The 20,815-nt window shown below is 46.7% G+C and carries 20 protein-coding genes; 9 read left to right on the top strand and 11 right to left on the bottom strand.

Translation table 11 applies throughout. The annotated features are described in order from the left end of the window. Window positions 1-57: 57 nt before the first annotated feature. Together rraB and CA267_RS04735 are read right to left on the bottom strand one after the other, a co-directional pair. The gene (gene rraB, locus CA267_RS04740) at window positions 58-450 is read right to left on the bottom strand and encodes a ribonuclease E inhibitor RraB (protein ID WP_075608550.1); all 393 of its coding nucleotides are present in this window, start codon (window positions 448-450) and stop codon (window positions 58-60) included. Between the two features lie 32 nt (window positions 451-482). Next, complete coding sequence (locus CA267_RS04735) at window positions 483-1,208, bottom strand: 1-acylglycerol-3-phosphate O-acyltransferase (RefSeq protein WP_075608551.1); 726 nt, start codon at window positions 1,206-1,208, stop codon at window positions 483-485. 165 nt (window positions 1,209-1,373) lie between these two features. On the opposite strand from CA267_RS04735, the gene CA267_RS04730 reads away from it, so the two are divergent. Further along, window positions 1,374-2,522, top strand: coding sequence for an HD domain-containing phosphohydrolase (locus tag CA267_RS04730; RefSeq protein WP_075609996.1), 1,149 nt, complete (start codon window positions 1,374-1,376; stop codon window positions 2,520-2,522). A gap of 47 nt (window positions 2,523-2,569) precedes the next feature. On the opposite strand, the gene glnG is transcribed toward CA267_RS04730, so the two are convergent. The 4 genes from glnG to glnA form a co-directional block, all read right to left on the bottom strand. Beyond that, window positions 2,570-3,982, bottom strand: coding sequence for a nitrogen regulation protein NR(I) (gene glnG / locus CA267_RS04725; protein ID WP_075608552.1), 1,413 nt, complete (start codon window positions 3,980-3,982; stop codon window positions 2,570-2,572). Continuing rightward, complete coding sequence (gene glnL, locus CA267_RS04720) at window positions 3,979-5,061, bottom strand: nitrogen regulation protein NR(II) (protein WP_075608553.1); 1,083 nt, start codon at window positions 5,059-5,061, stop codon at window positions 3,979-3,981. Before glnL ends, glnG begins: the two co-directional genes overlap by 4 nt. Window positions 5,062-5,189: 128 nt before the next feature. After that, window positions 5,190-5,723 carry an Ig-like domain-containing protein gene (locus tag CA267_RS04715; RefSeq protein WP_075608554.1) on the bottom strand — a complete coding sequence of 178 codons (534 nt, stop codon included), beginning with the start codon at window positions 5,721-5,723 and terminating at the stop codon, window positions 5,190-5,192. Window positions 5,724-5,828: 105 nt separating this feature from the next. Then, complete coding sequence (gene glnA, locus CA267_RS04710; RefSeq protein ID WP_075608555.1) at window positions 5,829-7,238, bottom strand: glutamate--ammonia ligase; 1,410 nt, start codon at window positions 7,236-7,238, stop codon at window positions 5,829-5,831. Between the two features lie 488 nt (window positions 7,239-7,726). Here glnA and typA point away from each other — a divergent pair, with 488 nt between their 5' ends. The 3 genes from typA (at window position 7,727) to CA267_RS04695 (ending at window position 11,371) form a co-directional block, all read left to right on the top strand. Continuing rightward, entirely contained in the window at window positions 7,727-9,556 is a 1,830-nt protein-coding gene (typA, locus tag CA267_RS04705; RefSeq protein ID WP_075608556.1) for a translational GTPase TypA, read from the top strand. A gap of 199 nt (window positions 9,557-9,755) precedes the next feature. Beyond that, a complete protein-coding gene (locus CA267_RS04700; RefSeq protein ID WP_075608557.1) occupies window positions 9,756-10,139 on the top strand; it encodes a response regulator in 384 nt (127 codons plus the stop codon). Between the two features lie 80 nt (window positions 10,140-10,219). Then, window positions 10,220-11,371 (top strand): MalY/PatB family protein, encoded by a 1,152-nt coding sequence (locus tag CA267_RS04695; RefSeq protein ID WP_075608558.1) that lies wholly within the window; start codon window positions 10,220-10,222, stop codon window positions 11,369-11,371. Here CA267_RS04695 and CA267_RS04690 read toward each other — a convergent pair. Then, the gene (locus CA267_RS04690; protein WP_075608559.1) at window positions 11,360-12,556 is read right to left on the bottom strand and encodes an Nramp family divalent metal transporter; all 1,197 of its coding nucleotides are present in this window, start codon (window positions 12,554-12,556) and stop codon (window positions 11,360-11,362) included. The genes CA267_RS04695 and CA267_RS04690 overlap by 12 nt on opposite strands. 140 nt (window positions 12,557-12,696) lie before the next feature. On the opposite strand from CA267_RS04690, the gene CA267_RS04685 reads away from it, so the two are divergent. Continuing rightward, window positions 12,697-13,335: a UPF0149 family protein gene (locus tag CA267_RS04685; RefSeq protein WP_083638530.1), complete on the top strand. Its 639-nt coding sequence runs from the start codon at window positions 12,697-12,699 to the stop codon at window positions 13,333-13,335. A 51-nt stretch (window positions 13,336-13,386) separates the two neighbouring features. Here CA267_RS04685 and CA267_RS04680 read toward each other — a convergent pair whose 3' ends face one another. From CA267_RS04680 to CA267_RS04670, 3 genes are all read right to left on the bottom strand, one after another. Then, on the bottom strand, window positions 13,387-13,569 hold the full coding sequence (locus CA267_RS04680; protein WP_075608561.1) for a hypothetical protein: 183 nt from the start codon (window positions 13,567-13,569) through the stop codon (window positions 13,387-13,389). 98 nt (window positions 13,570-13,667) lie between these two features. Next, window positions 13,668-14,096 carry a protoporphyrinogen oxidase HemJ gene (gene hemJ / locus CA267_RS04675; RefSeq protein WP_075608562.1) on the bottom strand — a complete coding sequence of 143 codons (429 nt, stop codon included), beginning with the start codon at window positions 14,094-14,096 and terminating at the stop codon, window positions 13,668-13,670. 48 nt (window positions 14,097-14,144) lie between these two features. Further along, window positions 14,145-15,821: a chloride channel protein gene (locus CA267_RS04670; protein ID WP_075608563.1), complete on the bottom strand. Its 1,677-nt coding sequence runs from the start codon at window positions 15,819-15,821 to the stop codon at window positions 14,145-14,147. 111 nt (window positions 15,822-15,932) lie between these two features. Here CA267_RS04670 and CA267_RS04665 point away from each other — a divergent pair, with 111 nt between their 5' ends. From CA267_RS04665 to CA267_RS04655, 3 genes are all read left to right on the top strand, one after another. Beyond that, entirely contained in the window at window positions 15,933-16,676 is a 744-nt protein-coding gene (locus CA267_RS04665) for a DUF6776 family protein (RefSeq protein WP_139316223.1), read from the top strand. Between the two features lie 100 nt (window positions 16,677-16,776). Then, window positions 16,777-17,121 carry an iron-sulfur cluster insertion protein ErpA gene (gene erpA, locus CA267_RS04660; RefSeq protein ID WP_075608565.1) on the top strand — a complete coding sequence of 115 codons (345 nt, stop codon included), beginning with the start codon at window positions 16,777-16,779 and terminating at the stop codon, window positions 17,119-17,121. A gap of 251 nt (window positions 17,122-17,372) precedes the next feature. Continuing rightward, window positions 17,373-17,945 (top strand): glutathione S-transferase family protein, encoded by a 573-nt coding sequence (locus CA267_RS04655; RefSeq protein ID WP_075608566.1) that lies wholly within the window; start codon window positions 17,373-17,375, stop codon window positions 17,943-17,945. A gap of 4 nt (window positions 17,946-17,949) precedes the next feature. Here the strand turns inward: CA267_RS04655 and CA267_RS04650 are convergent, their stop codons facing one another. Next, entirely contained in the window at window positions 17,950-18,915 is a 966-nt protein-coding gene (locus CA267_RS04650; protein ID WP_075608567.1) for a D-2-hydroxyacid dehydrogenase, read from the bottom strand. A gap of 107 nt (window positions 18,916-19,022) precedes the next feature. On the opposite strand from CA267_RS04650, the gene CA267_RS04645 reads away from it, so the two are divergent. Further along, a complete protein-coding gene (locus tag CA267_RS04645) occupies window positions 19,023-20,801 on the top strand; it encodes a PLP-dependent transferase (protein WP_075608568.1) in 1,779 nt (592 codons plus the stop codon). Window positions 20,802-20,815: the final 14 nt, after the last annotated feature.

The raw sequence follows: 20,815 nt of genomic DNA, 5'->3' as shown, positions 1-20,815 counted from the left end.
CAGAGCAGGGATAAATACTGGTTGAAATCTTTGGACAAAACGATCCGGCCGTCTGAATCAGTCATCTATATAATCTTCATCGAACTCTTCGCCATCGTTAGGCATGAAATACGTACCCCAGCCGTCATAATGCACTTTATGTTTGTCGGCTATCTTCAACAAGGTATCAATATCTCTGTCCAAAGGCGACCGCTCGAGCTTACGTTCCACAACGGCGTCAAAGCAGAACACAATGCCGCCGTCATCTAAGACCAGTTCTTCCGCGTCGGAAACCTCAAATCCTGCTTTAAAGGCATCTACCGCAGCTTTTTCCAGTTGATCGAATTGGTTACTGGCAAAGTGATGCTCAATAGTATAATCCGCATCGGCTTCGCTACCGTCTTCAATCAGGGCGTCTATAGTTTCCTGATTAAATTCGTACCATTCTTCTCGTTCTTCAAATTGAGTCATAAAATTTATCTGCGGCTTCTGTTAGCGTAAGTTTAACTGTTTTTTTCGATTTCAGCGACCTGAGCGTTTAGTTCGGACATTTTTTGCTGCATCTGCTTATAGAAGATATCGGTCCACTCTTTGATGGTGTGTTCATCCGTCAATCTTTGTGGGGCATAAAGCTCAACCAGCACTACGCCATTATTCCACCGGTTCCATTTTACCTTATTGTGAAGATTACTAGCTACCACCATTACTACAGGTTCTTCAGTGGTGCGAGCCAGACGAAAAGCACCAGATTTAAAGGGCAATAAGCCGCGGCCATTACTGCGTGTGCCTTCGGGAAAAACCCAGACAGAGGTTTTTTTCTTTTTAATTTTTTGACCCGCCAAAGCCAAGGTATCGCGCGCTTTGCCTGTGTTTTTGCGATCAATCATAATGTTGCCGGATAACCAGTAAATCTGGCCAAATATCGGGATCCATTTAAGACTTTTTTTGCCTACGGTGACCACTCCAGGCAACGCTGCCTTGCAAATGGTTACAATGTCATAACTGTTCTGGTGGTTGGCAATAAAAACATAAGCTTCTTCACGTTTGATAGCCGATGATTTTTTCACAATAACCTTCAAGCCCAAAATGTTCGCCAGCAGAGCGTACATTTGGCCGGCAAAGTTTACGTTGTTACGGTGAAAAGGGCGGCAGACACAAACGACAAAAACAATGATATTAATAAAAACAAATGCAACGAGGAGTACAATAATGCGTAAAATTGCGAGCACTTCGGGTCCTTTTATAAATTTTGCGGCGCAGTATAAAATATAGAACAGGCCTCACATGTCCGATCAGTGTTATTAATAACCAGACGATAGTACTAAAGCCACGGTTAGCGTAACCGATAGCTTAGTGATATAACATCAATGATACCTATAAAAGCGGTAAAAGCCATGCAGACATTTGTTCCAGAAGAACTTGAAGAAGATATCCTTAATGATTTGATGGAGGAAATCAACGAACTGTATGAAGCCAGTGAGCAAACGCTCATTGAATTAGAGTTACGTCCTACTGATAATGAACTGCAACGCTCACTGTTTCGGTCAATTCACACCATAAAAGGCGATTTGGGGTTAGTTAACTTTACACCGTTGCTTCCGTTGTTACAGCATGTGGAAGACTTGCTCGATTATCTTCGCAAAGGGCAAGTTGAATACACCAGTACCATGAGCGATTTGGTACTGCTGACAATGGACCGCGTAAAAGCCTTTGTTGAAAGTATTATGGCAGCCGGGCGCACAGAATACGACCAGACGCTGCATGAACAGCTTGCCATGGCGATTGCTCGTATCACGCCTACTAATCACAGCGCTCATGAACAATTACTGACAGATGCGGTATTGTTGCTGAACCCGAAGCTGGATATCCGCAGCGATGGTAATAGAGATAAATCGTCTGACAAGAACTCAGGCCCCCCGGCGACCGTTGCCAACACTGGCATTTTGAAAGATATCAGCGGCGAAAAGCGCGCCGACATGTTGTTTTTCCGCGATCTGATGCAGACCATAGAACATCGCTCTAACTACTGGGTGGGAAGAGGCGATCGTATTGCCAAGCTGGCGTTATATATCAATCATCAGGCCGACAGTCCCATAGACGACGACCAACTTTCTGTTGCTTGTTATGTGCATGATTTTGGAATGGCATTTATGCCGTTATCTCTGCTTAACAAAACCGAAGCGTATGCGGAAAATGAATTTAACTTAATGCGCTCCCATGTTTATAAAAGCTCGCGGTTGCTTGAGCATCTGGATCAGTGGGATCATGCGCGTAAAATTGTTATGCAACATCATGAACGGATAGATGGCAGCGGTTACCCGCTGGGATTAAAAGAAGATGATATTTGCGATGGAGCGAAACTATTAGCAATTTTAGACACTTACGACGCAATGACACACTCCCGATCCCACAATAAAGACAAGCAACTCTCCAAGAAAGAAGCGGTGATTGCTATTAACCGGCAAGCTAAAGGCCAGTTCAGTATGAAGTGGTTACGCACCTTTAATCAGGCCATGACAACCTTATTAACTAAAAGCAGCTAATTTGTTCTACAGAGCAAAAGAGGCGAATTTTGCCTCTTTTGATTTAGCTAGGCGTTGATATCAAGCTCTTTTAGCTTACGGGTAAGCGTATTGCGACCCCAGCCCAGGCGTTTTGCTGCATCCTGCTTGTGCCCATGAGTGTAGTGAAGTGCCCGCTCCAGCATGACTTTTTCAAATGTCAGCATAGCGTCGTTTAGAATATTATAATGGCCGTCCCGAAGTAATTTGTCCGTCCACTTGGCCAACATGTCTGGCCACTCCCCAGCTTGTCCACTCGCTTTTTCAATGGTGCCATCGCTATGAATTTCCGGTGGTAAATCGCTGGGTAACACTTCCTGACCACTGGCCATTACTGTCAGCCATCGGCAAACGTTTTCCAGTTGTCGCACGTTGCCGGGCCAAGCCAGTTTTGCCATTACTTTTTCGGCCTCTTTGCTTAATAACTTGGTTTCAACATTCAGTTCTTTCGCTGCCCGGCGAAGGAAATGCCGGGCAAGCAGGGGAATATCTTCGCGTCGCTCAGAAAGGGACGGAATATGAATACGGATAACGTTCAGGCGATGAAATAAATCTTCGCGAAACTTTCCTTCTGTTACCCTTTTTTCCAAATTTTGATGCGTGGCGGCTATGATTCTCACGTCGACAGTAACTGATTGATGTCCGCCTACGCGATAAAACTGTCCGTCAGCCAATACCCGCAACAAGCGGGTTTGCACATCCAGCGGCATATCACCTATTTCATCCAGAAATAAAGTGCCGCCATCAGCTTGTTCAAACCGGCCTTGCCGCGCTGTCTGGGCCCCGGTAAACGCCCCTTTTTCGTGTCCGAACAATTCCGACTCTACCAAATCTGCCGGAATTGCTGCCATGTTGAGTGCGATAAATGGACTGGCAGCCCTTGGGCTATGGCGATGTAAGGCGTGAGCGACAAGCTCTTTGCCGGTGCCAGACTGCCCATTAATAAGCACGCTGATAGAGGAACGGGAAAGCCGACCAATAGCACGAAAAACTTCCTGCATGGCGGGTGCTTCGCCGATAATTTCTGGTACTGTCTCATCAGGCGGTGCCTGGTTTTGACGGCTCTGTTCCCGGGCATGAGCCAACGCTCGCTGCGTTAATGTAACAGCTTCATCAATATCGAAGGGCTTGGGAAGGTATTCAAATGCCCCGCTTTGATAGGCGTTAACGGCGCTATCTAAATCAGAATGAGCAGTCATAATAATGACAGGAATCGTCGGCTCAATGTCATGAACTTCTTTGAGCAGGGTCATTCCGTCCATCTGAGGCATACGAATGTCAGAGATAATAACCTCTGGGCTTTGTCCGCTTTGCAACTGTAAAAGAAGATCTTCGGGATTTTCAAAAGATAAACAGGCAATATTGGCGGCCTGAAGCGCCTTTTGTAACACCCAGCGGATGGAGCTGTCATCATCCACGATCCATACGGACTCGTTATTCATTCTTCCGACTCCTTTCTGTCTATGGGTAAGTAAAGGACAAATGCAGTGTGACCAGGATGGCTGTCCACTTCAATTTTTCCTCTGTGATGGTTGATCATCGTTTGTGCAATGGACAAACCAAGCCCGCTGCCATTTTGTTTGCTACTCACCATCGGATAAAACAGCGTGTCTTTAATTGCCATCGGAATACCGGGGCCGTTATCAACTATCTGGATTTTCGCAACGAGGGCATGGCGCTGACCTTGAATAGTCATCTGGCGACCGACGCGGGTTATTAAACGAATTTGCGGGTTAGCGGTTTGCGATTCACTCAGCGCCTGCACGCTGTTACGAACAATATTCAGCACAGCCTGTTGAATCATATCCTGATCAACCCGAACGTCAGGGATGCTGGGATCATAATCACGGATGATAGTAATGGGTGTATCAGAATCGACCTTCATCAGGTTCCGCACTCGCTCAAGCGTTTGATGCAGATTACTCCACTTCAAGCGGGGGAGGGAGTTCGGTCCGAGCAAGCGATCGACCAGCATCCGTAACCGATCGGACTGCTCGATGATCATCTGCGTAAATTCTTTCTGCTCATCATCGTTCAGTTCCTTTTCCAGCAACTGTGCGGCGCCACGAATACCGCCAAGCGGATTTTTAATTTCATGGGCCAGACCCCGAATTAACTCCCGAGCAGCAAAGTGTTGTGCGTTTTGCTGATTTTCACGGGAAATACGCCGCTGCTGATCAATTTTCCGCACTTCGAAAAGAAGACGCGGCCCTTCTTCTGTTTGTAGGTTAGTGACGGTTAAATCAGCCAGTACGAAGCGATTGTCTTTAAAGCTTAACCGTACTTCGTTTTCGGTAAAGTCTTCACCGCGTCTTAAAGCAGCGCGTAGCCGTGCCTTATTAATTGAATCGGGCATAAAAAAATCAGACAGCGGATGACCATAGAGCTGCTTGGTGCCGGTTTCAAATAAGGCTTCGCTGGCGTGATTGGCGTACACGATGTTTAACCTGTCATCAATCATTACCAACACGGTATTGAGATTATTTAAGAGGTTATTCATTTCAAACTCGGTGGCTTGCATGCCGAGCGCGTCTCCTTGCACTTGTTTGGTGCATTATACCTAATATTGCCAACTGAGCGGGAATATTACGCCGCAGAGAAAAATTATCATGTTCTTCTATGGTGCGGGGCGTGCGCTACAATTGACCGCTAGTTCGTATTAATTAACGCTGAAGCCTGATGCAGGTACAGTGTCTGAACTTCGGTAGATGCAAGAGTCTTGCCCTTATTATCGAGTAAATGGACGGAATAGGAGTGAGCGCCGCGGTCGATACCCGTTAGCGAGAATGTGCCAGAGTTATTGCGCTGTATGGCGTTACCGTCGAGCCAAAGTTGATATTGCGCTTTGGCTTTAGGGGATGCTTGTGCCTGAATAGTCAGATTACCGCTATTGTTACGAATGGTCGCCTCTGGTTGGGGGGAAATAATACTGACAGAGTACTGCCTGGCATTGTCTGACGCGGGAGGCGAAGGGGGGGAGACCGGATTGGCGAGCTTATCAGTGGTATTTTGAGTGGTCGCATCAAGTTCCACGGGTTCGCTGTTTTTAACAGAAGTGTCAGTATACAGAACGGTGCCGTCTTCAAGCTCCACTTTATAGAGTGGTTCTTGCTCAGCATGAGTGGCAAAAACTACTGCAGGTAGCACCAGTAGCAGTGTGGTAAAACGAAGCACTGTAATCATAACCGTAGCATAGTAGAAAAACCGTTAAACGTATATTAGTACAATCAGACAGTCACAAAAAAGCCCGCATAAGCGGGCTTGGTATCATTATGGATAACGAAGAGTTTATACGCTGTAGTACAAGTCAAACTCAACTGGGTGAGTAGACATCTTCAATGTAAGGACTTCTTCATATTTAAGCGCGATATACGCATCAATCATGTCATCAGTCATAACGCCGCCTGCTTTCAGGAAGTCGCGATCATTATCCAACGCTTGCAAAGCCATTTCCAGTGAATCGGCTACGGTTGGAATATCCTTCGCTTCTTCAGGAGGCAAATCATACAAATCTTTATCCATGGCGTCGCCAGGGTGAATCTTGTTTTTAATACCATCAAGACCCGCCATCATCATTGCAGCAAAGGCTAGATAAGGGTTGGCAGTTGGGTCAGGGAATCGCACTTCGATACGGCGCGCTTTGTCACTCGTAACGTAAGGGATTCGAATTGAAGCCGAACGGTTGCGGGCGGAATAAGCCAGCATTACCGGTGCTTCAAAGCCAGGCACTAAGCGCTTGTATGAGTTAGTCGATGCATTGGTGAATGCATTAAGCGCACGAGCATGCTTGATAATGCCGCCGATATAGAACAGCGCTTCGTCTGACAGACCCGCATATTTATCACCAGCAAAGATATTCTTTCCATCTTTAGAAATGGATTGGTGAACATGCATACCTGAACCGTTGTCGCCGACAATAGGCTTAGGCATAAAGGTGGCTGTTTGGCCATAAGCGTGAGCAACGTTATGGACCACATACTTATAGATCTGAATTTCATCCGCCTTTTTAACCAGCGTATTAAACTCACAGGCAATTTCATTTTGACCTGCGGTAGCCACTTCGTGATGGTGAGCTTCAATGCGCAGACCCATTTCTTCCATTACCAGACACATTGCTGCACGTGTATCATGCGCACTGTCTACAGGAGGTACAGGGAAATAACCGCCTTTGACACCAGGACGGTGAGCCATGTTACCGCCTTCAAAATCTTCACCTGAATTCCATTTTGCTTCTGCAGAATCGATCTTAAAGAATGAGCCTGCCATATCAGTGTGGAATTTTACATCATCAAACAGGAAGAATTCTGGTTCCGGACCAAAAAAGGCTGTGTCACCGATACCGGTCGACTTTAAGTATTCTTCCGCACGGCGCGCAACTGAGCGCGGGTCACGATCGTAACCTTCCATTGTATTTGGCTCAAGAATATCACACCGGATATTTACCTGCGTTTCTTCAGCAAACGGATCCAACACCGCTGTGGTTGGGTCCGGCATTAGGACCATGTCTGATTCGTTGATGCTTTTCCATCCAGAAATAGAAGAACCATCAAACATCTTTCCTTCTTCGAAGAATTCTTCGTCGACAAGGGATGCAGGGATAGATACGTGTTGTTCTTTCCCTTTAGTATCGGTAAAGCGTAAATCTACAAATTTCGCCTCACTCTCTTGTATCAGTTCTAATGCCTTTTCTACTGACATCGTGTCCTCCAGGTTTTTATGTAAAAATGCAGAGTGAAAATTTTCACCCCAACAAGATAAGAAATTTTGAAGCGATATTCATGCCAGCTGCACAAAAGCCCGCCCATCAAGCATAGCCCGAAGCGAATCCACCAATACAGAAATAATTCGCACCAATTTGGTGCTTGGTTGTTCCATAATCGTGCAAGCGGTGCGGCCGCTGATGTCTTAGACTAGAGGAATCTACAAACGATCGCTACTGCATTTGCAGATTCTACTGCCGCTTCTATAATTTACTGCTTACAGGAGATTTTCTGAACATGTCACAGATGGTGTCGGGTTTTGCTTTATACAGGTTCCTCGCGTAAAAATAATTCGTTAAAAAAAGATGCGCAAATGCAACGGATTTTCTGTACAATCCGCGCACATTTTTATTGTTCAGATCAAGCAATCAAATCTTCGCGGCATATCTCCTTGCACTCGCGCCGATTTAAACAGGCTCTAACTCCATGATTACCACTGATATTACGAAATTAAGAAACATCGCGATCATCGCGCACGTTGACCACGGTAAAACTACCTTGGTTGATAAACTGCTTCAGCAGTCAGGCACCCTGGAAAGCCGCGGCGAAGTCCAGGAACGAGTCATGGACTCTAACGACATTGAAAAAGAACGCGGCATTACGATTTTAGCTAAAAACACCGCTATCAACTGGAACGATTACCGCATTAATATTGTGGACACCCCAGGACACGCTGATTTCGGTGGCGAGGTAGAGCGGGTAATGTCTATGGCTGATTCTGTGCTGTTGCTGGTTGACGCTCAGGAAGGCCCAATGCCACAAACACGGTTTGTAACGCAGAAAGCTTTTGCTCAAGGGTTAAAGCCAATTGTTGTTATCAATAAAATTGACAAACCCGGTGCGCGTCCTGATTGGGTTATGGACCAGGTTTTCGATTTGTTTGACAACCTTGGCGCGACAGATGAACAATTGGATTTCCAGGTTGTTTATGCATCTGCTCTGAATGGTTGGGCATCTTTGGATGCTGACAAACAAGAGCCTGATATGACGGCGTTGTTCCAAACTATCGTCGATCAAGTAGAAGCGCCGCAGACGGATCCGAATGGACCGTTTCAGATGCAAATTTCACAGCTGGACTACAACTCTTACGTTGGCGTTATTGGTATTGGGCGTGTGGCCCGCGGTAATGTTAAAGTTAACCAGCAAGTCACGATTGTTACTGCTGAGGGTAAAAAGCGTAATGGTAAGGTAGGTCAGGTATTAGGCTATCTTGGTCTTGATCGTCATGATGTCGATTTGGCTCATGCCGGAGATATTATTGCTATTACCGGCCTTGGTGAACTGAAAATTTCCGACACCATTTGTGACGTGAATACCGTAGAAGCTTTACCGCCGTTAACGGTAGATGAACCCACAGTGACTATGACCTTTCAGGTTAATACCTCGCCGTTTTCCGGTAAAGAAGGTAAATACGTAACCTCGCGTAATATTCTTGACCGCTTGAAAGCAGAACTGGTTCATAACGTGGCACTACGTGTTGAAGAAATGAACGACCCTGACAAATTCCGCGTATCAGGCCGTGGTGAACTTCACTTGGGTATCCTGATTGAAAATATGCGTCGGGAAGGCTACGAACTGGCGGTATCTCGTCCTGAAGTTATTCTTAAAGAAGTTGACGGCCAGTTGCAGGAACCTTTTGAAAGTCTGACTATTGATGTCGAAGACGAAGATCAGGGGTCTGTTATGGAGCAGTTGGGTCTGCGTAAAGCAGAAATGCGTGACATGTCACCAGATGGAAAAGGCCGTGTACGCATGGACTTCATCATCCCCAGCCGTGGCTTAATTGGTTTCCAAACTGAATTTATGACAATGACGTCAGGTTCAGGTTTGTTGTACCACACGTTTGACCACTACGGTCCGCATAAAGGCGGCAAAATCGGCAAGCGTAAAAACGGTGTGCTGATTGCGAACGCGCCTGGTAAAGCGTTGACTAACGCCTTGTTTAACTTGCAGGAGCGTGGCCGTTTGTTTATCGGTCATGGTGTGGAAGTTTACGAAGGTATGGTTATCGGCATCCATAGCCGTGACAATGACTTAACGGTAAATGCATTGAAAGGTAAGCAATTAACCAACGTTCGTGCTTCAGGCACAGACGAAGCGCAAACCCTGGTGCCGCCAGTATTGATGTCTCTTGAACAAGCGTTAGAGTTTATTGATGAAGATGAACTGGTAGAAGTGACGCCTAAGAGCATCCGTATTCGCAAAAAGCTGTTAACGGAAAACGATCGTAAACGGGCGTCTCGCTCAAAAGCATAATCATTACGAAATTGAAAAGGGCGCTGGTATTAAGTACCAGCGCCCTTTTTGTTTATGCGCATTATATGATGCTGCTCACTAGGACCTAGTAATACTAAGCCACATTAAGGTGGATTAGTATAAAGTCTGCGCAAGAATCCTTGCATATATAATGTCAGCACTTATCCTCTAGATAATATCTGCACCAGAACGACTTGCCATGAAAAACATTACAGTTGCCGTTATTGAAGATGACTCTATTACACTTGAATTAATCACCCAGGGACTAGAGCAACAGCTATCCGCAACGGTATACGCCTTTTCCCGCAGTAAAGCAGCGCGTGAATTTTTACTTAAACAAACTGCCGGCACCCTGGACGTTGTGATAAGTGATCAGCGGATGCCCGAGTATGATGGCCTATCATTGCTCCAGGCTTGTCGTTCTGCACACATAAATATTCCTTTTATTTTATTAACTGCTGATACGACTCGCGAAACTGTCATGCGGGCCAAAGAACTAGGGGCGACTCACTTTCTGGCGAAGCCTTTTGTCGTTGAGGATGTGGTGAATAAAGTTGTAGCGATTGCAGCAAAAGGCGAGTGAATTTTCCACTCACCTCTGGTAAGCATCTAGACGAATCATTACACTGTTTCTAAGGTTTTTCGTAAATACAGGAAGAAAGCGTGCCGTTCGATTTTGACAATACCCCCTCCCGTGAAAATACTTATTCTTTCAAATGGCAGAAATATCAAGGACAAGACATCATACCTGCCTGGGTGGCCGATACGGAATTCCGCTGCGCACAGCCTATACTGGATGCGCTGCAGGCAAAAGTGGAGCACGGTAACATGGGATACGTGCTTCCTGGCCAGCATACTCCAGCCAACGAAGCGGTTGTTAGATGGCTAAAGGATAAACACGATTGGCAAATTTCTGCTGAGTGGATTGTCTGGATGCCCGGTGTGGTGCCCGCTTTTAATGCGGCCTGTAAGGCGTATTGCGAGCCCGGTGACAAAGTGATGGTACAAACGCCCAATTATCCACCACTTCTGGCTGCGCCGAAGCTGAATAATCTTGAACGGGTGGATATTGGCACAGTTGAAGTTGGCGGCAGACATACGCTGGATTTTAATGAACTTGAATCCCAGGCGGCAGATCCTAAGTGTAAGTTGTTGATCCTGTGCAACCCGATGAATCCTGTAGGCTCAGTGCTGACGCAAACAGAACTGGATCAGGTTGCGCAGATCTGTGAGCAGAACAATGTCTTGTTATGTTCTGACGAAATCCACTGTGACCTTGTGCTTGAACCAGGGTGTAAACATCTGCCTGCTGGTCGTGAGGCCGCGTTACGAGATAACAGTGTTACCTTAATGGCCGCTAGTAAAACTTTTAACGTGGCTGGCTTAGGTGCGGCATTTGCTATTATCCCGAATCGTAAATTGCGCCAGCAATTTACTCAGGCAACTGCAGGCATGGTACCCTGGGTAAATGTACTGGGACTAGTAGCTACACAGGCCGCGTTCACGCAATGTGATGACTGGCATCGGGCGCAACTTGACTACCTTCGCGGCAACCGGGATCGGGTTTTTGAGGTAGTAAACGCCGTCTCTGGCCTGCGTATGTTAAAACCCGAAGCCACCTTTCTGGCCTGGGTTGACGCTACTGAATTACAGGTCAGCAGTGTACAACAGTGGGCTGAAAACCGCGGGGTCGGACCCTCTCCCGGCGCAGATTTTCATGCATCAGAGTGTTTTCGGATTAACTATGGCTGCAGCCGAGCTATGTTGGAAAATATATTGTCTCGCCTGGCAGGGAACCGCGCATCAGATAGATAACGATCCCAGTTTGTAGAGCCCTAGACAAACCACTACAGTTACCACCAGTAGCCCCAGCAGGTTGCTGGTGGTACCGTTTCTGAATGCTCCTAGCTGCTTGTTCTTGTTCATTACTATCAGCAAAAAAACGGCAATCACAGGAAGTAGTACGCCATTGGCGGCTTGGGCAAAGACAATGGCTGCCAAAGGTTTAAAGCCGGCTGCGGCAATAGCCACTCCGGTAATAATTATTGCAAGCCAGATAGCGCGAAACGGCCAGCTCGTTAAATCTTCCTTTAAATTTAGTGCACCACAAACTGCAAAAGCCGCTGCCAACGGAGCGGTAATAGCGCTGGTTAGTCCGGCAGCAAATAAACCCATAGCGAAGAGCCACTGAGCCCACTCTCCTAACACTGGCGAGAGCTGGTTGCCCATGTTTGTGACATCCATAGTGGCGGCCTGATGAAAAAACGCCATCATTGCTGTTGCAACTATTACCAGTGTAATAAGTCCGCCTACACCAATAGCAATTGCCGATTGCCGGCGGCTGGCTCGAATCGCTGCCGCTTTTTCAGCACCTTGATAATTTTTGGCGACCAAGGAAGCGTGCAGGAAAAGGTTGTAGGGCACGATTGTGGTACCGATCAGCGCAAGCACCATAGTAATGGTATCAACGTCGAGTTGGGGTGATAACAGTTGTAAAAACATAGCCTGCCAATCAGGCTTAGTAAAAATCAGGGTGAGTACAAACACCAGCGCCATAATAAACACCAGTACAACAAGTACGGTTTCGATCAACCGATAACGACCTGTCCACATAAGCATGACGGCCAGAACGCCTAACAGTAGCGCCCAGGTACCGGTTCCTAAGTCTGCGAAGGCGTTTAGGCCAATAGCGGCGCCAGTGAGATTGCCTGATTCATAGGCTGCGTTGCCGATACCAATTGCAGCAATGATTAGTAGCGTAAACAGCTTTTGTAGCCATGGCGCTGTAGCCATGTCTCGCAAATTTGAAGCCAGTCCTTTACCCGTTGCAACGCCTAGTCTGGCGGCCATATCTTGTAATACCATAGTAGCCACTATGGAAAAAAGCAGCGCCCACACCAAATGAAAGCCAAAATTGGCTCCGGCTAAACTGGCTGTTGTTACAGTGCCGGGGCCGATGAACGCCGCAGCGATGATGTAACCCGATTTATCTTTTGCCATGCTCGATTATCACTTCTTCAGCTTTGTTGTTATGCTTTGCTTCAGTGACAAAGGTAGTTGTCACCCATTACGGCGCTGTTGAAATGTCAGCATAACGAGGAACTGTGCGTAGCCGCAAGCATAAAGATCGGAGCGTAAGATTGAGCGATTTAAAGCATTTATATGCAAATCAGGAAGTAGCCACTCTATTGCCGGATGAGTATTTCACTCGAGGCTTCATTTTTGCTGTTGCCACGGCTCCCGATATTCCTCTTCCCGAAGTGTGGATGCCTTGGTTAATTCAGGGGCAGGGCAATACGCTTAGTACGCATATTATTGATAACCTGGCAGACGGATTAATGAATACATTGCGCGATTGTTTACAGAATATGCGCGATGAAAATAAGCTGCTTCCAGAAGGTTGTAAATGGGCGAAGGAAAAGGCCGGCCGCCGCAACTTGGAGCATTGGCTAACCGGGCTGCTGGAGGGGCATCGTCAACTTGAGCCTTGTTGGCAAAAAGCGTGGAAGCTGGCGCAGGAAAAGCCTGAAAAAGCGCCTCTGGCGACAGGTGAAGATCCCGCAAAACGGCTGCGGCGGTGTCTGAAACTATTTACTCTGTTAGCTGATGTGGAATTAGCTAAAGCAGCAAGAGACGAAGCTCAAGTCAGCGCGTTGGAAGATAATCTTCCCATCTTGTATAAGCAGCTTCCGTCAATGTTAGCAGAGTACGTGAGGCTGGCGGGTGAGTTGGCGCAGGCGCTTCCGAACCAATTTGAAATGTTTAATCCGCCGAAATAAGCGCTCGCCGTATTTAAAGTTTCTCGCTTGCTGACAGGGGGAAGGGGGCGACTAACGCTGCAGTGCGCGCTGCGCCAGGGTCTGACGCAGTGACACAATATAGCTGTCAAGTTCCTCTTTGGCTTTTTCATAGGCGATGTTCAGATCGTAAGAATCAGGCTCTTTAAGAAGCTCCCGAAAAGCCGTATCAGTGCGCTCAAGCAGTGTTTTAAGATGTTGATTATTTACGTCCATGTTTGCCCTCAATTTAAGGTGGCAGTTGGCGAACATCCTGGTGCCGACTGTTTTCACCAGCCATATTGCAATAAGCTGGACCGCAATTCATTTAAGTACTAAAACGGTTTTACTACTGCGAGGATCACAACTATCAGTAATACGATAACAGGCGCTTCATTTAAAAACCGGTAAAAGCGTGTGCTGTGTGTATTTGCGTCACGGGCAAATTGTTTCAACAGTTTATATAGATAGAAGTGATACCCGTAAACTGCAAGTAAAAGCGTTAATTTCAGGTGCAGCCATCCCGATGCTTTAAGCCACTCGACGCCGTACGTATAAATAAGTAGAAGCCCGAAAATTAGCGTAAGAAAAGCAAATGGCGTGACAAAAAACCACAAGCGCCGTTCCATTACCTTGAATTGATCTTTGACAGCTTGATTATCGGTACCTGCATGATACACAAATAGCCGGGGTAAATAGAAAATGCCCGCCATCCAGGCGACCATAAAAAAGATATGTAATGCTTTAAACCACAGTATCATGATTACTGCCTCATCATTAAATTTGCATCGAACGTAAGCCTGCGATTACGGCTAATATTGAGCGCGTTGCAAAAAAGTCTGCAATACATTCCAGGTGATTACTCCCAGAATTTCGTGGGGTTCACTATCGTAAACATAAATAGCGCCGGAGCGGCTGTTTTTTAGTTTTTCATACACTTCATGCAGCGTTGTCTGCGCACTGAGGCCTTCCATCTGCAAGTACGAAAGTGGCTGGGCGTTGTGCTCCAGGCTTACATCATACTGTACCAGTTTATACTGAATTTCTAACTCCAGTTGAGACTGCTGCACCACAATGTGAGTAGGATTTTCAGAAAGATAATCTTCAATGGCTTTTTCCGGCGCATCGCGAAACAGTTTATATTCAGTGGCCATAGCAGCAAGCACTCCTGTTTTTTCCAACGCTTCGCGTATTGAAGTAATCGCATAGGGAAGATTCTGATAATCCAGTTGTTGAATAAAGATAGAGCGGTTACCCAAAAACTGGGTGGCTGTGACATAAGCAGGAACGATAACCAGCATGGCCGGAAGAATTATCTGGGGGCTGTAAGATAACTCCATTACCGCCGATAACGCGGCCAGTGGCGCATGTAGCACTGCGGTTAGCATTCCGGCTACCCCCAATAATGCAAAGCTGCTGGTAAGTTCATTTACGTTTACGAAAGGCTGCAACGGCAACAACAGCACGGCCCCGGCCAACATACCGATTATCATCACCGGCCCCATAATACCACCTGGGACACCCAACCCAATGGCAAACACCGCTAACACAAATTTGGCTAGTAACACTGAAATAAGTACAACAGTACCAGGCTGTTCGGTAAAAAGGTGTTCCACATCGATAAAGCTGGCGCCCATGGCCTCAGGTAAAATTATACCTACACCTCCGGTGATAAGCGCTGCCAATATTAACCGCCACGCCATGTTTAGGGGGCGGAAGAATCGCATAATACGCATGAGCTGAGTGTTAAACAGGGTTGCGAGCATTCCCAGTACAATGCCCAAAAGAATCAGGTATAAGTACATCCATTCACTGAACACCGCGAAAGAGAGAAAAGATAGTTCGTTTACCTCTCCAAACACCATGCGAGTCAGCACCGACCCGCATGCCGCAGCCAGCATTACGGGCACAAAAATATGGATTTTGTATTCTCTTAACACTACTTCCATTACAAATATCACAGCCGCAAAAGGTGTGTTAAAAGAGGCGGCAATCCCTGCCGCAATACCGCAACCTGCTAAAATTCGAATACTGTTGTAGGGCAGTCGCAGCCATTGACCAAGAAAGCTGCTGCCTGCAGCGCCAAGGTGCACAGAAGGACCTTCCCGGCCAACGACAAACCCTCCTGCCAGCGCCAACATGCCGCCGAAAAATTGATTGATGGTGGTACGTATGGGAACCTGGCCGTAGTGATGCTTCACCCGGTGAATAATAAAGGGGATACCCATTCGATAATGTTTAAACCCGGTGATAAATGCGATAATCAGCATAAGTGCGACAGCACAAAGAGGCATAAAAAACATGACCGGCCAGTCTTCAGAAAAGTATTGCGTAAGTAGAGCAAGGCCTTTATGTTGCACCCATTCAACGCAGAGTCGCAATAGGATTATCAGAGCAGCGGCGCTTAAGCCTCCGACGATGCCGAGCAGACACACTTGCACCGAGGTGCGTGGATGAGCAAGTTCTTGTCTGAGACGCGAAAGACGCATGGCTTAGAAGAGATTGACGGCAGATGCGAATAGCTTACCACAAGTGCTTACTTTTCCTATGCTTATATGCCGATTGCTTAATGTATTGCCGTCTTGGCCGACACGAGATAAATGATGAAGTTAGCGGAACTACAGAAAAACGTAGGCGGTTATCGCTTTTCACTGTTGCTGATTACTATAATGCTAGCCATGGTATTCTTTGGGTATCAACTTGCGGGCTATCAGCATAAGCAAAACACACTGGCATATGAAAATGCCACGACAACTGCGCAGATGTTAAAAGCCGAAAATGATATTCTCAACCTTCGGGTGAGCCGGCTAGAAGTGGAATTGGCACTGGAAAAAAATGTTACCAGTGCCGCACACCAACAGAGGCAAGAGGCGATATCGACTGTGCGGCGTCTGGAGGAACAATTAGCGTTTTATCAAAACGTGATGGCGCCGGAACTCACCCAGGATGGCTTCTTAGTTGATGGTTTGCAGGTAGTGGCAGCGGCAAGCGAAAGGTTCTACAGGCTGAGCCTGGTGTTATTGCAGCAGCGCCAGAATAAAGCCATTGTTAAAGGGGACTTGTTCATCCGGATTAAAGGAAGCCAGGATGGTAAACCTGCTGTAATTGAGCCCGGCCAACCGCAGTTTTTACCGGAAGGGCCGGTCGTTTACCGTTTTAAATATTTTCAAACCGTCAATGTGTCTTTTCAGCTACCGGAAAATTTTGTTCCTGAATTTATTGAATTTGCTTCTGAGGTTTATCAATACACCACTAAACGTGGCGATTATATGCGGCGGTTTCCGTGGAGTCAGGTATTCGACGAGCAACCTGAATCTACTGATACAGTCCCAGCACATAACTGATAACCAAACATACTTGGGTAATAGTTGATAGAATTACTCAAGTATTAGATAATTGCGCACAGTCAAAGGTGTACTGCACCAATTTGAGAAAGAGGTTTATATGTCTGTAGAAATGGCTTTGCCCATTGAATTTTCCGATGCCGCGGCGCGAAAAGTTAAAGATCTGGTTACGGAAGAAGAAAATCCAAATTTGAAACTGCGGGTGTACGTTACCGGAGGCGGTTGCTCTGGCTTCCAATATGGGTTTACCTTTGACGAAAAGGTAAACGATGGCGACATGACTATCGAGAAAGAAAGTGTAACCCTGGTAGTCGATCCCATGAGCCTGCAATATCTTGTTGGCGGAGTGGTGGATTACGTGGAAGGTCTGGAAGGCTCGCGTTTTTTAGTGGAGAACCCCAACGCCACTACTACCTGTGGCTGTGGTGCAAGTTTTAGTATTTAGCGTTAATTCCGCCGCTTTTATCCCGCCAGTCATCACCGGTGGGCGTGCAACTATCGAGTGTTAACGCATGCTCACTGAGACTGTCTCCACCTTGCTTTATTCTAATCAAATCTGGATCTATCGGCCGACGACATTATAACTACTGTAAGCTGCCGATTCTTTGTGCGTACACGGTATAAACTACCAGCAGCAGTGATCAATTATCACTGCTGACTGGTATAATTACGTTCCATACAAGAAGGTTTTGGCTTATGAAATTATACGGCTCTCTTACGTCTCCTTACGTCAGACGTATCCGCATCTTACTGTCGCAAACTCCTCACGAATTTTTAAACCTGAACATATTCGAAGGTGAAGGACGAGAGACTCTGGCGGCAAAAAACCCAATAATGAAAGTACCTTGTCTGGATGATGAAGGACAAGTGATTTACGATTCGCGGGTCATTTTTAGCTATCTTACCGCGAAGTTTGATTATTCTGCATTAACCTGGGATCAGGAAAACCAGCTGAGCTTAATAGATGCCGTCAATGATTCCTTTGTCGAACTGTTTTTACTCAAACGTTCGGAAATTGAGGCTAGTGACGATAAGCTTTTTGTAAGGCTGCAAAAGGAGCGGATCGCAACCTCATTGCAGGTGCTAAACCAGCAAGTAGCCGACGGGCAATTTGATGGCTGGGATTACCCCTCCGTTTGCTTGTACACATTAATCGATTGGGTAGAATTCCGGCAGCTACACACACTTAAAGGATTAGACCACCTTAAAGCGTTTCGTGAGCAGCATGTGGATCGTATCGAAATTACAGCGACAGATCCTCGCCGTTAATCTGTTAATAGCCTTTCTCAAAATCGAATTGATATTTAAGCGGCTCGCTGTTTTGGAAGCGGGCTGCGTTTTCAAGAAATATATTGATGATATCCTCTGGAAAGGATTCCGCGGCAGAGTGTTGAGTAACCCAGACCTTCGGATGAGCCCAAAACGGATGTACATCGGGTAGCGGCTCAACTGAAAATACATCGAGCACCGCTGCCTGTAACTGATTATTGTTGAGGGCATGTAACAGGGCATCATCATCAATGGCGCTGCCGCGGCCGGTGTTAATAAGAACAGAATGAGGTTTAGTCGCGTTAAAAAAATCGCTGTCTATAATATTATGGGTGGCCGGCGTATCGGGCAGCAGGTTCACAATGTAATCGCATTGTCCGGCAAATGCTTTTTTGTCCACCGCAGTAAAAATACCGTCAAATCCTTCAACGGGATCACCGCTGTTATTAAGCCCAATTATGTTCATGTTGAAAATCTTTGCGGCAGGAAGCAGCGCTTTTGCAATAGAACCTGCCCCCATGATTCCCAGCGTTTTACCACAAAGGCGCGAATAATCAGGTGAGCACCATTTATCTGTTTGAGTATGAGTTTGAGCTGCTCTAAAAGCGTCAATATTGCGGGAAAAATGCAGCATGTAAGCAAATACAAACTCCCGCATTTGTGCACCAAAAACGCCTTTTACCCCGGTTAGCTGATAGTCTTGCTTTGCCAGCTTAAGCAGCGGCGCATTTCCTGCCCATGTCGACTGACACCAAACAAGTTTGTTACATTCAGGAATAACTTGTACTGCAAGACCTGGGTCTGCAAGCAATATCGTCACGTTCTGCGGGTCAATATCGTTTGCAGAATCTGCACACTGCGCAATGCAAACATCCGGGGAATCAGCCTTGTTTAACAGTTCCTGATAGTCGATAGCTCTGGCACTAAGTACCGTAACAGAAAGCGGGGCAGAAGGCGCATAGTTGGTCATAGTAAAGAATTCTTTCCTTTTGTGGGGCAGCAAAAAAATGGCAATGGTTTCTAAATTGTTGCAGGCAATTTAAATTCATGTAAACGCCGTAACATGAGAATATAAAAATGACAGATACCCTGCAACACGCCCGTGTGCTTTCTCCGCGCCGCAATACTTCTGAAGCCTCATCTGTGGCCGAACTGGTCAGTGAGCAACTGCGCCATTTTGGTATCGATGAAAACAGCGACTACGGTCAAGCGCTTAGTCGCACCGCCAGCCACCTGTATGACGCCCAATCGGATGTTATGTCGCTTTGGGATATTACCAACAAAACGCTTGGAACTCTGGGTAAAGAAGACAGAATGGCTTATTTTAATGCTAAAAAGTTTCTGTCTTTTCAGATGGCCAAAGTTCTTGATACCTTACAAAACCCGTTTCGAAAAACCTATCAGAGTCTATCTTCTGGCAATGGCGCGCAAGGGCATTATCCGTTATTCGATAATGTGACCGCGTTGTTTTCGGCGACGCCAGTGGTGGTAAGAACGGCAACTTATATCTATGCCTGCACCGAATGGGTAGATGATGCCTTTCAAGGTAAGGAGGCCACGCACCAGATTTATTCACGCCTGTTAAATCCGACCAATATTTCTCTGGCAAATGCCATTGTCGATCTTGAGGCTGGTCCTTATGCTGGCGATTATCTGGCGTGGAATTTTAACTCGGGAATGGCCGCTATCGACGGGGTGCTGTCCAATGTGCTGACGCACGGTGACGTGTTAATTGTCTCTCGAAACGTGTACGGAGGCGTTTATCAACTGCTGCATGATTACTTTGCCAGAGAGAACCGTCTAAATATTCAAATCGCCTGGTTCGACGGCTACACCAAAGAAGAATTCAGCCGTTTTCTTGCAGATACTCGCCAGCAGAATCAAGGCCGTTTGGATAAAGGTGCAAGTTTACATGTTTATCTGGAATCGCCGTGCAATCCGCACGGGTATGTTTTGGACGTACCGGGTATTACCGTAGAAGCTCATGCTGTGGGCGCTTTGGTCATGTTGGATTCCACCCTTGCCACGCCGGTATTACATCAGCCGTTACAGCATCCAGACAAAATGGCGCGTCCCGATTATGTGATGCACAGTTATACCAAGGATATCTGTGGCAGCGGTGCAACGACAGCGGGTGTGGTTATTGGCGAAACTTATCGTATGTTCCAGCCGAAAGGTAGCAGTATGAACGGTGTGGAGTGGTCGCAGACACTGTTTTGGGATGTGTATTACATTAAAGGCGCCTTTCTCGATTCTGAAAAAGCGTTTGATGTACTTAACGGCATGAAAACGCTGGAGCAGCGTTTAATGTCCAAAGTCATCAATACACTGATTTTCACCGAATTTCTTAATGCGCATCCGCAAATCAGGGTGAACAGCCATGCTGTAGCCAAACATGAAAATGCCAGCTTACGGGAGCAGTTGCATAATAACGGCTGGCCGTGTCCGTTGTTCACTGTTGATATGGCACCGGCTCAGCTTTCCAAAGCAGTATTTACCTCCTTCTTTGATTCGCTGGAGCCTGCATTTAGTCATCAGGTGAGTATTGGCCAAACCAACACCATTATTCTTTGCCCGGCTCTAACGTCACATTCAGAACTGAGTACGGAGGAACAGAAAAAGGCGGGAATTGAGCTGACTACCATGCGCATTGCGATGGGAACCGACAACGTTAAACAGCTAATGGCACAGTTTATTTTAGCTGCTCGACATTTTATTGAGCCCGCCGCCCCGGGATTTTGTGCGGCTTTTTTAGCCCCTGCAGAAATAGATGACATTTACCGGCGGGTCTGCATGCAGGTGTGCGAGCAGTATCACGGCGGCGTGGCGAGCATGACTGAGGTGTTGCAGGAATAGCCAGGATTGCCGAT

Source organism: Alteromonas pelagimontana (assembly GCF_002499975.2).
GTDB lineage: Bacteria > Pseudomonadota > Gammaproteobacteria > Enterobacterales > Alteromonadaceae > Alteromonas > Alteromonas pelagimontana.
The sequence above is the reverse complement of the archived record's forward strand: the minus strand, read 5'-3'. Positions and strand labels throughout refer to the sequence as shown.